Source organism: Pseudomonas sp. GD03858, from assembly GCF_029840925.1.
In the GTDB taxonomy this organism is placed as follows: Bacteria; Pseudomonadota; Gammaproteobacteria; order Pseudomonadales; family Pseudomonadaceae; genus Aquipseudomonas.
Genome location: NZ_JAOCDM010000005.1, coordinates 46,974 through 61,141, shown reverse-complemented (window position 1 = coordinate 61,141; position 14,168 = coordinate 46,974). Strand labels below are relative to the sequence as shown.

The window sequence follows — 14,168 nt, the reverse complement described above, 5'->3', positions numbered from 1 at the left end:
CGGCCCATCGCGGGGCAAGCCCGCTCCCACGAGGATTACATAGGCCTTGTGGGAGCGGGCTTGCCCCGCGATGCTTTCGCCCTCAGATCTCGACCTGCGTCCCCAACTCGATCACCCGATTGAGCGGCAGGTTGAAGAACCGCAGGTTGCCGTTGGCGTTCTTCAGCAGGAACGCGAACAGATTCCCCCGCCAGCGCGACATCCCTTCCAGGCGCGAAGCGATCACCGTCTCCCGGCTGAGGAAGTAGGTGGTGCGCATGGGGCTGAAGTCCAGGCCGTCCAGATGGCACAGCTTCAGCGCCGCCGGTACGTCCGGCTCATCCATGAAGCCAAAGTGCAGCAGCACCCGGAAGAACCCGTCGCCATACGCTTCCACCTCGAAACGCTCGGCCTCGGGTACCCGTGGCCGATCCTCGCTGACCACCGTCAACAACACGACCTGGCTGTGCAGCACCTGGTTATGCAGCATGTTGTGCAGCAGCGCATGGGGCACCGCATCGGGACGCGCCGTCAGGAATACGGCGGTGCCTTCGACCCGGTGCGGCGGCTGCACGCGGATGCTGCCGATGAACACCGGCAGCGGCAGCGCGCCCTCGTCGATGCGATCGACCAGGATCTGCTTGCCGCGCTTCCAGGTACTCATCAGCACGAACAACACGATCCCCGCCAGCACCGGGAAGGCGCCACCCTGGGCGATCTTCGGCACGTTGGCGGCGAAGAACAGCCCATCGACGAACAGGAAGCCCACCAGCAGCGGCACCGCCAGCACCGGTGGCCACTTCCACAGCAGCAGCATGACCGCCGAGACCAGGATGGTGGTCATCAGCATGGTGCCGGTCACCGCCACGCCGTAGGCCGCGGCCAGGGCGCCGGACGACTCGAAGCCGATCACCAGCAGCACCACGCCGACCATCAGCGTCCAGTTGACCGCGCCGATGTAGATCTGTCCCTGCTCGTCGCTGGAGGTGTGCTGAATCTGCATGCGCGGCACGTAGCCCAGCTGGATGGCCTGGCGGGTCAGGGAGAAGGCACCCGAGATCACCGCCTGCGAAGCGATCACCGTGGCCATGGTGGCCAGGCCGACCAGCGGCAGCAGCGCCCAGGACGGCGCCAGCAGGTAGAACGGGTTGCGCGCCGCCTCCGGGTTCTGCAACAGCATCGCCCCCTGGCCGAAGTAGTTGAGCACCAGCGCCGGCAGCACCAGGGCGAACCAGGCGCGAGCGATGGGCTTGCGGCCGAAGTGGCCCATGTCGGCGTACAGGGCCTCGGCGCCGGTCAGCGCCAGCACCACGGCACCAAGAATGGCCACGCCCATCCCCGGATGAACGATGAAGAAGTTCAGCGCCCACCCCGGATTGAAGGCCTTGAGTACCTCCGGGCTCTGCGAGATGCCATGCACCCCGAGCGCCGCCAGGGCCAGGAACCAGGCGACCATGATCGGGCCGAACGCCTTGCCGATCTTCTCCGTGCCGTGCTTCTGCACCAGGAACAGCGCCACCAGCACCACCAGCGAAATAGGCACTACCCAATGGTCGATGCCCTCGAACGCCAGGCCCATGCCCTCCACCGCCGACAGCACCGACACCGCCGGGGTGATCATGCTGTCACCGTAGAACAGCGAGGCGCCGACCAAGCCGCAGCCGACCATCAGCATGCGCAACCGCGGGTACTGCGCCGTGGCCCGCCGCGCCAGTGCGGTCAGGGCCATGGTTCCGCCCTCGCCCTGGTTGTCGGCGCGCAGGATGAACATCACATACTTGAACGACACCACCCACAGCAGCGACCAGAGGATCAACGACAGGATGCCCAGCACGCCATCGTGGTTGACCTGTACGCCATAGCCGCCGGTAAAGACCTCCTTGAGGGTGTACAGCGGGCTGGTGCCGATATCGCCATAGACCACCCCAACAGCCGCCACCAGCAGGCCCAACGGCCGTGCCACGCCCTGCCCGCCTTCGGCGTGACTGCTTGCCTGAACCATCGCCCTCTCCCCGCAGACGGTCATCTAGACCGGTTGAATTCCCACCCGCGCCGGGCCATCCCGGATGCCCCGGCGCAACGGCGCGCAGCATAGCGCAGCGTTCGTCGTATTTCTGCTGGTCAAGCGTCCTTGCGCTCGCTAGAATTGCGCACTTTTTGATCAGAGGCGCCGAAAGCGCCCACCAGGATCGCCCCCGTCACCGGTCGGGCGACCTGTATTCAATACCGAGGTTAGCCATGTCCACCACTCCCGCCACCCCAAAGGTCGGCTTCGTTTCCCTGGGTTGCCCCAAGGCCCTGGTCGATTCCGAGCGCATCCTGACCCAGCTGCGCATGGAGGGCTATGAAGTCGTGCCCACCTACGAGGACGCCGACGTGGTGGTGGTCAACACCTGCGGCTTCATCGACAGCGCCAAGGCCGAGTCGCTGGAAGTGATCGGCGAGGCGATCAAGGAAAACGGCAAGGTCATCGTCACCGGCTGCATGGGTGTCGAGGAAGGCAACATCCGCGACGTGCACCCGAGCGTGCTGTCGGTCACCGGCCCGCAGCAGTACGAGCAGGTGGTCAACGCCGTGCACGAAGTGGTGCCGCCACGCCAGGACCACAACCCGCTGATCGACCTGGTGCCACCGCAAGGCGTCAAGCTGACCCCGCGCCACTACGCCTACCTGAAGATTTCCGAAGGCTGCAACCACAGCTGCAGCTTCTGCATCATCCCGTCGATGCGCGGCAAGCTGGTCAGCCGTCCGGTCGGTGAAGTGCTGAGCGAGGCCGAGCGCCTGGTCAAGGCCGGCGTCAAGGAGATCCTGGTGATCTCCCAGGACACCAGCGCCTACGGCGTCGACGTCAAGTACAAGACCGACTTCTGGAACGGCCGCCCGGTCAAGACCCGCATGCTCGAGCTGTGCGAGGCCCTGAGCAGCCTGGGCGCCTGGGTGCGCCTGCACTACGTGTACCCATACCCGAACGTCGATGACGTGATCCCGCTGATGGCCGCCGGCAAGATCCTGCCGTACCTGGACATCCCGTTCCAGCACGCCAGCCCCAAGGTGCTCAAGTCGATGAAGCGCCCGGCCTTCGAAGACCGCACCCTGGCGCGCATCAAGAACTGGCGCGAGCAGTGCCCGGAGCTGGTGATCCGTTCGACCTTCATCGTCGGCTTCCCCGGCGAGACCGAGGAAGACTTCCAGTACCTGCTCGACTGGCTGACCGAAGCCCAGCTCGACCGCGTCGGCTGCTTCCAGTATTCGCCGGTCGAAGGCGCCCCGGCCAATGACCTGGGCCTGGAAGAGGTGCCCGACGACATCAAGCAGGACCGCTGGGATCGCTTCATGGCCCATCAGCAGGCCATCAGCGCCGCACGCCTGCAACAGCGCATCGGCAAGGAGATCGAAGTGTTGATCGACGAAGTCGAGGAGCAAGGCTCGGTGGGCCGCAGCTTCTTCGACGCACCGGAAATCGACGGCAGCGTGTTCATCGATGGCGACCACGGCTTCAAGCCGGGCGACAAGGTGCGTTGCCGCATCGTCGATGCCGATGAGTACGACATGTGGGCCGAGCCCATCTGAGCCGCCACGCAGCGCACGATACCCCGCCACTGGCGGGGTATTTTTTTGCATCTATGGTTGTGCAGAGGCCATTCGATGCACAGGAGCCGATCAGGATGAAGGCAGCGCTGACATTGCACACCCCGCGTTACGCCGACTACCCGGAACTGGTGCGGATCTGGGAAGCCTCGGTGCGCGCCACCCACGACTTCCTGCCCGAGGGCTACCTGCTGCTGCTGCGCGACCACGTGCTGCGCAAGTACCTGGACGCGGTGATGCTGGTTTGCTGCATGAACAGGAAGCGGCGCATCCTCGGCTTTGCAGGTGTGGCCAATGGTCGCGTCGATCTGCTGTTCGTCGACCCCGAGTGCCGTGGTCAAGGTGTCGGGCAACGCCTGCTGCGCCACGCCGTGGCTGAGCTCAATGCCGAACGACTGGACGTCAACGAGCAGAATCCCCAGGCGCTGGGCTTCTACCTGCATGAGGGCTTCGAGGTGGTCGGCCGCTCGGAAACCGACGGCCTGGGCCAGCCCTATCCCCTGCTACATATGAAGCTGGCGCATCCAACCTCCTGGTCTGCCCCGAAATGGCGCAAATGACAGCGATTTGCAGCCGCAACCCTGCCCAGGCAGGTACAATGGCGGCTTTTCCCGTCGCGTGAATCCATTGTCCATGTCCGAACCCATCCGCCTGTCCAAACGCCTGATCGAACAGCTTGGCTGCTCCCGCCGAGAGGCTGAGCTGTACATCGAGGGAGGCTGGGTCACAGTCGACGGCGCGGTGGTCGAGCAGCCGCAATTCAAGGTCATGGAGCAACGGGTCGAATTGCTGCCCGGCGCCCGCGCCGAAGCGCTCGAGCCGGTCACCTTGCTGCTCAACCAGCTCGCCGGCCAGGACCTGGCAAGCGCTCAGGCGGGCATGACCATGGCCAGCCTCAGCGACGCCCAGCGTGACACGGTGCGCCCGCTGCACGGGCATTTCGCCCGGCAGGCCTGCGTCGCCCCGCTGCTGCCCGGCGCCAGCGGCCTGCAACTGTTCACCCAGGACTGGCGGGTAACCCGCAAGCTCGACGCCGACCTGCGCCGCATGGAGCAGGAATACATCGTCCAGGTCAGCGGCGAAGCCAAGCCGGGGTCGCTGGAGCGCCTGGCGCGCGGGGTCGAGCGCAAGGGCGTGGAGCTGCCGCGCGCCAAGGCCAGCTGGCAGAACGAACAGCACCTGCGCATCGTCCTGAAGAACCCGCAAGCGGGCGTCATCGAGCAACTGTGCGAGACCGCCGGCCTCAAGGTGCTGGGCATGCGCCGCATCCGCCTGGGCGGAGTATCCATGGGCAAGCTGCCCCTGGGTCAATGGCGCTATCTGGCCGCCACCGAACGCTTCTAGCATCACCGCCGCGCCACGATGGCGCGGCACTTGAACAGGATTCGCCGCAATGAACCACAACGATGTACTGCGCAGCCTGCGCTACATGCTCAAGGTCAACGACCAGAAGATGGCCGAGATCATTGGGCTGTCCGGCCTGCAGGTGACCGCCGAGGCCGTCGCCGGCTATGTGAAGAAGGAAGAGGAACCTGGCTTCGTGCGCTGCCCCGAGAACGTCATGGCGCATTTTCTCGATGGCCTGGTGATTCATCGTCGCGGCCGCGACGACAGCCGCCCGGCGCAGCCGATCGAAGTGCCGGTGACCAACAACACCGTGCTCAAGAAACTGCGCGTGGCGTTCGAGTTGAAGGAAGACGACCTGCACGCCGTGCTGAAATCGGTCAATTTCCCGGTGTCCAAGCCCGAACTGAGCGCACTGTTCCGCAAGGTCGGCCACGACAACTACCGTCCCTGCGGCGATCAGTTGCTGCGCAACTTCCTCAAGGGCCTCACGCTTCGCGTGCGCGGCTGAGCGGCGATGCAGCATACGGTCTCGCCGGTCGGCATCGTGCGCTCCTGCTTCAAGGAGAAGTTCGCCATTCCGCGCCAGCCACAGCTGGCGCCAGCGGCGCGTGGCGTGCTGGAACTGCTGCCGCCGTTCGACCAGGGCGACGCGGTGCAAGGGTTGGAGCAGGTCAGCCACGTCTGGCTGCTGTTTCTCTTCCATGAGGCCCTGGAGGACAAGCCACGCCTGAAGGTTCGCCCACCGCGCCTGGGCGGCAACAAGAGCATGGGGGTGTTCGCCACTCGGGCCACCCACCGGCCCAACGGCATCGGCCAGTCGGTGGTACGCCTGGAAGGTGTCGAGCCAGGGCGCCTGCTGCTCTCGGGCATCGACCTGCTGGACGGCACACCGGTGCTGGACATCAAGCCCTACGTGCCTTATGCCGACAGCCTCGCCGAAGCGACCAATCGCATGGCCGACGGCGCGCCGGCGCCCATTGCGGTGCAGTGGAGCGACACTGCCCTGCCCCAGGCGCGCGAGCACGCATCGCGCCTGGGCGAACCACTGGTCGAGCTGATCGAGCAATGCCTGGCGCAGGATCCTCGCCCGGCCTACCAGATACCGCCGTCGGAGCGGGTGTACGGCGTAAGGTTCTGGGATGTGCAGGTCAGGTGGCACTACCCGCAACCGGATGCGATTCGGGTGCTGGAAGTGGTGCGCGAACGCTGAAGCCCCGCCATTTTCACGTCCGGCCACTTCGCGGGTAAACCCGCTCCCACAGGATCTTCACCGGCCCCTGTAGGAGCGGGTTCACCCGCGAAGGGCCGGCTGCCAATCCAAATATCGCAGACATAAAAAAACGCAGGCCGGGCCTGCGTTTCTCATTCATGCCGCTCGCCTCACTTCTCGACGAAGGCACGCTCGATCAGGTAGTCGCCCGGCTCGCGCATGCGCGGGGAAATCTTCAGGCCGAAGCTGTCCAGCACTTCGCTGGTCTCGTCGAGCATGCTCGGGCTGCCGCAGATCATCGCACGATCGTCCTGCGGATTGATCGGTGGCAGGCCGATATCAGTGAACAGCTTGCCGCTGCGCATCAGATCGGTCAGACGACCCTGGTTTTCGAACGGCTCGCGCGTCACGGTCGGGTAGTAGATCAGCTTGTCACGCACCGACTCGCCGAAGAACTCGTTCTGCGGCAGGTGCTCGGTGATGAACTCGCGGTAGGCCACTTCGTTCACGTAACGCACGCCATGGACCAGGATCACCTTTTCGAAACGCTCGTAGGTCTCGGGGTCCTGGATCACGCTCATGAACGGGGCCAGGCCGGTGCCGGTGCTCAGCAGGTACAGGTGCTTGCCCGGGTTCAGGTCGTCGAGCACCAGGGTGCCGGTCGGTTTCTTGCTGATGATGATCTCGTCGCCTTCCTTCAGGTGCTGCAGCTGGGAGGTCAGCGGACCGTCCGGCACCTTGATGCTGAAGAACTCCAGATGCTCTTCCCAGTTCGGCGAAGCGATGGAGTAGGCGCGCATGAGCGGGCGGCCACTGTCCTGCTGCAGGCCGATCATCACGAACTGACCGTTCTCGAAGCGCAGGCCCGGGTCGCGGGTGCACTTGAAGCTGAACAGGGTGTCGTTCCAGTGGTGCACACTGAGGACACGTTCGTGGTTCATGTTGCTCATCGGTGGGGCTCCTGAAGGAAAACGCGGCGCGCGCAGGACGCGCAGTTGCGCGATAGTTTAGGGGCAGCGACAATATCTGTTAACTGAATTATCAAGATATGTGTTATCGGTTATATAGATATGCGATTCACACTTCGTCAGCTCCAGGTCTTCGTCGCCGTCGCCCAGCACCAGAGCGTGTCCCGGGCTGCTGGCGTGCTGGCCTTGTCACAATCGGCCGCAAGCACGTCGATCACCGAACTGGAACGCCAGTCCAGCTGCCAGCTCTTCGACCGCGCCGGCAAACGCCTGAGCCTGAATGCCCTGGGCCATCAATTGCTGCCCCAGGCGGTCGCCCTGCTCGACCAGGCCAAGGAAATCGAGGACCTGCTCAACGGCAAGTCGGGGTTCGGCTCGCTGGCGGTCGGCGCCACCCTGACCATCGGCAACTATCTCGCCACGCTGCTGATCGGCAGTTTCATGCAGGTACACCCGGAGAGCCAGGTGAAACTGCATGTACAGAACACTGCGCATATCGTGCAGCAAGTGGCCCACTACGAAATTGACCTGGGTCTAATCGAAGGTGACTGCAACCATCCCGACCTAGAGGTGCAGCCCTGGGTGGAGGACGAGCTGGTGGTGTTCTGCGCACCACAGCATCCGCTGGCCAAGGTCGGCCACGCCGATATCGAGCAGCTTTCCCATGAGGCCTGGATCCTGCGCGAACAGGGCTCGGGCACACGCCTGACCTTCGATCAGGCCATGCGTCATCACCGCGCCAACCTGAACATCCGCCTGGAGCTGGAGCACACCGAAGCGATCAAGCGCGCCGTGGAGTCGGGCCTGGGCATCGGCTGCATCTCACGCCTGGCCCTGCGCGACGCCTTCCGTCGCGGCAGCCTGGTCGCGGTGGAAACCCCGGCCCTGGACCTGTCGCGGCAGTTCTACTTCATCTGGCACAAGCAGAAGTACCAGACCTCCGCCATGCGCGAGTTTCTCGAGCTGTGCCGCAGCTTCACCGCCGGCGTGCAGCGCAGTGACGAGATCGTCCTGCCGCCGATCGCCTAGCCGAGCAGGATCACGCCCCAGACCACCGCGACCATGGTCATCGCCACCAGTTGCGCGGCGCTGCCCATGTCCTTGGCGTTCTTCGACAGCGGGTGGCGATCGAGGGAAATACGGTCGATCGCCGCCTCGACCGCCGAGTTGAGCAGCTCGACGATCAGACCGAGCAGGCACACGGCGATCAGCATGGCCCGCTCGACACGGCTGACCGGCAGCCAGAAGGCCGTCGGGATCAGCAGCACGTTGAGCAGCACCAGTTGGCGGAAGGCGGCCTCGCCCTTGAAGGCGGCGCGCAGACCGTCGAGCGAATAGCCGGCGGCGTTGAAGATGCGTTTGAGGCCGGTCTGGCCCTTGAATGGCGACATGGGTGTCACTTCACCGTTGAAAGGCCGGAAGGCTAATCCAGCACGGGTCAAAAAAGCGTGAACGCTCGGCTACTTAGCTGGCCGAAACCGATTCAAGTTGTTGCAGCAGCAGCGCCGCCTGGGTCCGCGTGCGCACGCCCAACTTGCGGAAGATCGCCGTCACGTGGGCCTTGATGGTCGCCTCGGACACATTCAGTTCGTAGGCGATCTGCTTGTTCAGCAGGCCCTCGCAGACCATGGTCAGCACGCGGAACTGCTGCGGCGTGAGACTGGCCAGCCCCTCGCTGGCGGCCTTGGCTTCGGCCGAGACATCGACCTTGTCGAAGGCTTGCGGCGGCCACCAGACATCGCCGTCGAGCACCTTCTGCACGGCATCCTGGATGACCTCCAGGTTGCTCGACTTGGGAATGAAACCGCTGGCGCCAAACTCGCGGGACTTGACCACGACCGCCGCCTCTTCCTGGGCCGAGACCATCACCACCGGGATCTGCGGGTATTGCCCGCGCAGCAGCACCAGCCCCGAGAAGCCATAGGCGCCGGGCATGTTCAGGTCCAGCAGGACCAGGTCCCAGTCAGCTTTTTCGCTCAGGCGGGTTTCCAGTTCGGCGATGCTCGCCACCTCCACCAGACGCACGTCAGGGCCCAGGCCGAGCGTGACGGCCTGGCGCATCGCGCTGCGAAACAAGGGGTGGTCATCGGCAATCAGGATTTCGTATGTGGCCATCGATCTATGGATCCTGTTCTGTGCCAGGCGCAAGGGGTACGGAAAGCGTCTGGCGGGCAACTCATGGCGCGAACGGCGGGGCCGCCGGCCGGGATGGCACGGCAAAGTCCGGGATAACGGCAACTTCGTCGTGCCCGAAGCGGCGCCAAGGATGCCGAGCAGGTCCCGGGTGGTCAAGCCAATTGCCCGGTCGTCCCGCCCACCCTGGCTGCCAGCCCCGACAGTATGAACCAATCCTTCGCGCCTGCCCCTTGGACTATAGGAAGGTATGCAAACGCTGGTGGACCTCATCCTGCTCGTCCAGTGGCAGGCGGCGCTTGCCGCTGAGGTAGTGCAGGCTGAACAGGTCGAGGTAGGCGTCGAGCGCCTGCGAAGCCTGGGTGTCCCCCGCCAGGTCCAGGCACATGGCGGCCACTTCCGCGGTGCAGAAGTGGTCGTCGCGCTTGGAACGGCGCAGACGGTAGCGCGACATTTGCTCGGCCTGCAGGCTCAGCACGGGGAACTTGTCCAGGTACGGACTCTTGCGGAACATCTTGCGCGCTTCCGTCCAGGTGGCGTCGAGCAGGATGAACAGCGGACGCTTGCCGGGTTCGCGCGCGACTTCGCCGACCACTCGCTCCTGGGCGACGAATTCGCCGGGAAAGACGATGTAGGGCTGCCACTGCGGGTCGTCGAGCAACGCCAGCAACTGCTCGTCCACCGAAGTGCGCAACCAGCCGAAGGCCGACGTGTGCTCGATCAGGTCGGCGATCAGCCAGCCGGTATTGGTCGGCTTCAACGGCTCGGTGTCGTGCATCAACAGACACACCCCGGACTCGGCCTGCACGCGGGGCTTCCAGGCACACAGGCAATGGGTGGCGATCACCCGGCAATCCGGGCAGCGTTCGGCACGCGAGCCACGGGCGATGAAGGGCTTGATGCTACGGGCCAGGCGTTCGGCGCGCAGGCGTGCTACCGCGTGGCTCATGGCCGCAGGCCCAGGCAAAGGGATGGGACAAACACAGGGACGACTCGCTGAGTGACAGAGCGCCAGTCTACCAGAGCGGGCGTCATTTGCCGTGCAGCGCTGCCTTGCGCTCCTTTATAATCGCCTCTTCCAGCGGCCGGAAACCCCAAGGGTTTCATGGAACGCCGCCCGCCGGCGCAGGTCAAAGCGCCAGTCATCGAACCAGGAGAGATCCATGCTGCGTCTTATTGCCCCGCCCCTGAGCCTGCTGCTCGCCCTGCCCCTGGCCGCCCAGGCTGCGTCCAAGCAGGAGTACGAGCTCACCCAGACGCTGCAGAAGGTCGCCAAGGAAAGCAGCGTCGGCACCCCACGGGCCATCAACGAAGACATTCTCGACCAGGGCTACACCGTAGAAGGCAAGGCCCTGATCAATCACCTGAGCGTGCGTCAGGAGCATGCCGAGCGCATGCAGGCCAATCCCGCCCAGGTGCGCAGCCAACTGGGCGACAGCGTGTGCCGCAACAATGGTTACCGCCAGTTGATGTCCAAGGGTGCGGTGATGGTCTACCGCTTCAGCGTGTACAAGACCAACCAACCGGTCATGGACCAGGCGTTCGACGCCGCCAGTTGCATGGCAGGCAACAAGAAGAAGTGATTCAGGCCACCCGATCGCTGTCACTGGCGCGCCGCTGCTCTTCATCGGCGCGCAACTCCGCCAGCAAGGCCTGCAGATAACGCGAATGCCGCTCGTCGCCCTCCAGGCGCCGCAGGCATTCACCCTCCAGGCTCAAGCGATGCTCCAACGCTGACCGCTCCAGCAACTGCAAGAGTTGCCCATCCACCTCGATCACCAGCCGATGCATACCGCCACCTCCGTGCATCGTGCGCCTGTGCCCTCCCAGTAAACCAAAGCGCCGAACCGCTTGGATCCGATCCGACCAGCGGCTCTCTCTATTGCCGAAAGCGGCGTGAACGCGTGCCAGCGTCTAGATTGAAAGCGAGTACCCAGCACAACGACAACAAGATGGAATTGCCACTGCATCATGGCCTTGAAGGCCTACTGCAACGCTTGAGGATCACACTCAGGCTACAGCAGCCAGCGACACACGCAGTGTCGCGGCCGGGACACACCATCGGCCCGGTCAGAGGTTTTGCTGCAGAAGGAGACGTTGAATGCCTTATCAACCGAACGAGCTGTTGTTCAACCACTTCCGCGACAGCGGCATCGACTTGAGCAAGATCGACGAACAACTGCAACTGGTCGCGCCCAACAGCCCCAACCTGCCGCTGTACCGCGACATGATGCTGACCGTCCTGCGCATGGCCCATGACGATCGCAACCGCTGGAACGCCAAGATCACCCTGCAGGCCTTGCGCGAGCTCGACCACGCGTTCCGCACGCTCGAGCGCTACAAGGGGCGACGCAAGGTCACGGTGTTCGGCTCGGCACGCACCCCCGTGGAACATCCCATGTATGCCCTGGCGCGAGAGCTGGGGGTGACCCTGGCACGCTCGGACCTGATGGTGATCACTGGCGCCGGCGGCGGCATCATGGCCGCGGCCCATGAAGGCGCCGGCACCGAGCATAGCCTGGGCTTCAACATCACCCTGCCGTTCGAGCAGCACGCCAACGCCACGGTCGACGGCACCGACAAGCTGCTGCCGTTCCATTTCTTCTTCATCCGCAAGCTGTTCTTCGTCAAGGAGGCCGATGCGCTGGTGCTGTGTCCAGGGGGCTTCGGCACCCTCGACGAGGCGCTGGAAGTGCTGACCTTGATCCAGACAGGCAAGAGCCCGCTGGTGCCAGTGGTACTGCTGGACTCGCCCGGCGGCAGCTTCTGGCGCGACGCGCTGAGCTTCATCAGCCGCCAGCTCGAGGAAAACCGCTACATCCTGCCCAGCGACCTCAAGCTGGTGCGCCTGGTACATAGTGCCGATGAGGCGGTGGAGGAAATCAACCAGTTCTACAGCAACTACCACTCCAGCCGCTGGCTGAAGAACCAGTTCGTGATCCGCATGCATCACCCGCTCAGCGACGCGGCGCTGCATGATGTGGAGGAAGGCTTCGCCGACTTGCGCCTGAGCGGCAGGTTCCACCAGCAACCGGACAGCGGTGCCGAGCACGAGGAAGGTAACTTCAGCCACCTGACACGCTTGACCTTCGCCTTCAACGGTCGCGACCAGGGGCGTCTGCGCGAGCTGGTGGATTTCATCAACCTGCCGGAGAACTGGGCCAAACCCCAGCCGATGCATACCACCCAGCGGGCACGGGAAGCCTTGAAAGTCAGCTGAACGAAAAATGCCCTGCATGACCGCCTCTTTCAAGGCGACCATGCAGGGCATCATTCAAGGCTTCAGTAGTCGTCGAGGTCGCGACCACTGAACAGCCGGCCGATCATCTCCATGGAAAAACCACGGTAGGCCAGAAAGCGTGTCTGCTGCGCACGGCTGCGTGGATCATGAGGGCGTTGTCCGGCGAACTTGCGCTGCCAGACATCGCGCAGCTGCGCGGCCCAGTCGACCTCGCTTTCACGCAGGGCCTGGTCGATATCACCACGGGCAAGTCCACGCTGCCCCAGCTCCTCGCGAATTCGCGCCGGGCCGTAACCAGCACCGGAACGGTAGCGGATGAAACTTTCGAGGTAACGGGCCTCACTGAGCAGCCCTTCTTCGGCAAGCCGATCGAGCGCGGGCTCGATCAGCTCATCCGGAGCACCGCGCTGACGCAGCTTGCGCGTCAACTCGACGCGACCGTGCTCGCGGCGGGCGAGCAGGTCCATGGCTGTCCGCCGAACGGCGACGGGAGTGTCGAGTACGACGGACATGGAGCCGATCAATAACCGGCGTCGGCGTCGGCCATGTCGTCGGCATCGGCTTCAACGGCAGCGGCCTTGCCAGCAGCGGCCACGGCACCTGCGGTGAGCAGCTTGTCGCGAATCTGCTTCTCGATCTCGGCACCAATGGCTGGATTCTCGTGCAGGTACTTGGCGGCGTTGGCCTTGCCCTGACCGATCTTGTTGCCCTGGTAGCTGTACCAGGCCCCGGATTTCTCCACCAGGCCTTGGGAAACGCCCAGGTCGATGATCTCGCCGTTGCGGTAGATGCCCTTGCCGTAGAGAATCTGGAACTCGGCCTGACGGAACGGTGGCGAGACCTTGTTCTTGACGATCTTGACGCGGGTTTCGCTGCCGACCACTTCGTCGCCTTCCTTGACCGCGCCGGTACGACGGATGTCCAGGCGCACCGAGGCGTAGAACTTCAGGGCGTTACCGCCGGTAGTGGTTTCCGGGCTGCCGAACATCACGCCGATCTTCATGCGGATCTGGTTGATGAAGATGACCAGGCAGTTGGCGTTCTTGATGTTGCCGGTGATCTTGCGCAGGGCCTGGGACATCAGGCGGGCTTGCAGGCCAACGTGCATGTCGCCCATCTCGCCTTCGATCTCGGCCTTGGGCACCAGGGCTGCCACGGAGTCGACGATGATCACGTCGACGGCGTTGGAGCGCACCAGCATGTCGGTGATTTCCAGGGCCTGCTCGCCAGTGTCCGGCTGCGAGACCAGCAGATCATCGACATTGACACCCAGCTTGCCGGCATACTCGGGGTCGAGGGCGTGCTCGGCGTCGACGAAGGCGCAAGTGGCGCCGTTCTTCTGGGCTTCGGCGATGACCGACAGGGTCAGCGTGGTCTTGCCCGAGGATTCCGGGCCATAGATAAAGCAAGTCATGCTAGAAACCGCCAAAACTGGTTCAGGTAGCTGTCCACACATCCTCCATCATCTCCCCTCCTAACGCCAAGCCCCTAAACTGTAAAGAATGGGCGGTTGCAGGAGCTGAGTGCAACACGGTTATTGAATTGAGGCAGGTGTATCTATTGCATCGCCATCGCTATTTCTATCGCCTCTATCATCTCTTCAATCGGGAATTTCCAGCTGAAGCGTTTGCGTGGCCGGATGTTCAGTTCGTAGGCAATGGCATACGGTGCCGTCAGGGAGCTTTGTTAATGGCATTAAGTA

At 63.9% G+C, this 14,168-nt stretch carries 15 protein-coding genes and 1 pseudogene; 8 read left to right on the top strand and 8 right to left on the bottom strand.

Annotated features, from left to right (window positions below; genetic code table 11):
• Nucleotides 1-82: 82 nt before the first annotated feature.
• A complete protein-coding gene (locus tag N5D48_RS02830) occupies nt 83-1,981 on the bottom strand; it encodes a potassium transporter Kup (protein WP_279880812.1) in 1,899 nt (632 codons plus the stop codon).
• Between the two features lie 236 nt (nt 1,982-2,217).
• Between N5D48_RS02830 and rimO the strand changes: the two genes are divergently transcribed.
• The 5 genes from rimO to tsaA all read left to right on the top strand — a co-directional run bounded on the left by rimO (nt 2,218) and on the right by tsaA (nt 6,124).
• Nucleotides 2,218-3,549 (top strand): 30S ribosomal protein S12 methylthiotransferase RimO, encoded by a 1,332-nt coding sequence (rimO, locus tag N5D48_RS02825; protein WP_279880809.1) that lies wholly within the window; start codon nt 2,218-2,220, stop codon nt 3,547-3,549.
• A 95-nt stretch (nt 3,550-3,644) separates the two neighbouring features.
• A complete protein-coding gene (locus N5D48_RS02820; protein WP_279880807.1) occupies nt 3,645-4,127 on the top strand; it encodes a GNAT family N-acetyltransferase in 483 nt (160 codons plus the stop codon).
• Nucleotides 4,128-4,200: 73 nt separating this feature from the next.
• Nucleotides 4,201-4,911 carry an rRNA pseudouridine synthase gene (locus N5D48_RS02815; RefSeq protein WP_279880805.1) on the top strand — a complete coding sequence of 237 codons (711 nt, stop codon included), beginning with the start codon at nt 4,201-4,203 and terminating at the stop codon, nt 4,909-4,911.
• Between the two features lie 49 nt (nt 4,912-4,960).
• Nucleotides 4,961-5,422, top strand: coding sequence for a DUF1456 family protein (locus N5D48_RS02810; protein ID WP_279880802.1), 462 nt, complete (start codon nt 4,961-4,963; stop codon nt 5,420-5,422).
• Between the two features lie 6 nt (nt 5,423-5,428).
• Nucleotides 5,429-6,124, top strand: coding sequence for a tRNA (N6-threonylcarbamoyladenosine(37)-N6)-methyltransferase TrmO (gene tsaA, locus N5D48_RS02805; RefSeq protein ID WP_279880800.1), 696 nt, complete (start codon nt 5,429-5,431; stop codon nt 6,122-6,124).
• 170 nt (nt 6,125-6,294) lie between these two features.
• On the opposite strand, the gene fpr is transcribed toward tsaA, so the two are convergent.
• Nucleotides 6,295-7,074 carry a ferredoxin-NADP reductase gene (gene fpr / locus N5D48_RS02800; protein ID WP_279880798.1) on the bottom strand — a complete coding sequence of 260 codons (780 nt, stop codon included), beginning with the start codon at nt 7,072-7,074 and terminating at the stop codon, nt 6,295-6,297.
• Nucleotides 7,075-7,194: 120 nt separating this feature from the next.
• Here fpr and finR point away from each other — a divergent pair, with 120 nt between their 5' ends.
• A complete protein-coding gene (finR, locus tag N5D48_RS02795; protein ID WP_279880796.1) occupies nt 7,195-8,121 on the top strand; it encodes a LysR family transcriptional regulator FinR in 927 nt (308 codons plus the stop codon).
• Here finR and N5D48_RS02790 read toward each other — a convergent pair.
• From N5D48_RS02790 to N5D48_RS02780, 3 genes are all read right to left on the bottom strand, one after another.
• Nucleotides 8,118-8,492 carry a diacylglycerol kinase gene (locus N5D48_RS02790; RefSeq protein ID WP_279880794.1) on the bottom strand — a complete coding sequence of 125 codons (375 nt, stop codon included), beginning with the start codon at nt 8,490-8,492 and terminating at the stop codon, nt 8,118-8,120. The two genes, finR and N5D48_RS02790, sit on opposite strands and share 4 nt — an antisense overlap.
• A gap of 64 nt (nt 8,493-8,556) precedes the next feature.
• Nucleotides 8,557-9,207: a response regulator transcription factor ErdR gene (gene erdR, locus N5D48_RS02785; RefSeq protein WP_279804904.1), complete on the bottom strand. Its 651-nt coding sequence runs from the start codon at nt 9,205-9,207 to the stop codon at nt 8,557-8,559.
• 256 nt (nt 9,208-9,463) lie between these two features.
• Complete coding sequence (locus N5D48_RS02780; RefSeq protein ID WP_279880792.1) at nt 9,464-10,174, bottom strand: DTW domain-containing protein; 711 nt, start codon at nt 10,172-10,174, stop codon at nt 9,464-9,466.
• Between the two features lie 214 nt (nt 10,175-10,388).
• On the opposite strand from N5D48_RS02780, the gene N5D48_RS02775 reads away from it, so the two are divergent.
• Nucleotides 10,389-10,808: a quorum-sensing-regulated virulence factor family protein gene (locus N5D48_RS02775; protein ID WP_279880789.1), complete on the top strand. Its 420-nt coding sequence runs from the start codon at nt 10,389-10,391 to the stop codon at nt 10,806-10,808.
• 1 nt (nt 10,809) lies between these two features.
• Here the strand turns inward: N5D48_RS02775 and N5D48_RS02770 are convergent, their stop codons facing one another.
• On the bottom strand, nt 10,810-11,016 hold the full coding sequence (locus N5D48_RS02770; RefSeq protein ID WP_279880787.1) for a hypothetical protein: 207 nt from the start codon (nt 11,014-11,016) through the stop codon (nt 10,810-10,812).
• Between the two features lie 310 nt (nt 11,017-11,326).
• On the opposite strand from N5D48_RS02770, the gene N5D48_RS02765 reads away from it, so the two are divergent.
• Nucleotides 11,327-12,445, top strand: a complete 1,119-nt coding sequence (locus N5D48_RS02765; protein WP_279880784.1) for an LOG family protein — start codon at nt 11,327-11,329, stop codon at nt 12,443-12,445.
• Nucleotides 12,446-12,507: 62 nt separating this feature from the next.
• On the opposite strand, the gene recX is transcribed toward N5D48_RS02765, so the two are convergent.
• A complete protein-coding gene (gene recX / locus N5D48_RS02760; protein WP_279880782.1) occupies nt 12,508-12,978 on the bottom strand; it encodes a recombination regulator RecX in 471 nt (156 codons plus the stop codon).
• A gap of 8 nt (nt 12,979-12,986) precedes the next feature.
• Nucleotides 12,987-13,868, bottom strand: a pseudogene (recA, locus tag N5D48_RS02755) (recombinase RecA); the annotation flags it as partial.
• Between the last annotated feature and the right edge of the window lie 300 nt (nt 13,869-14,168).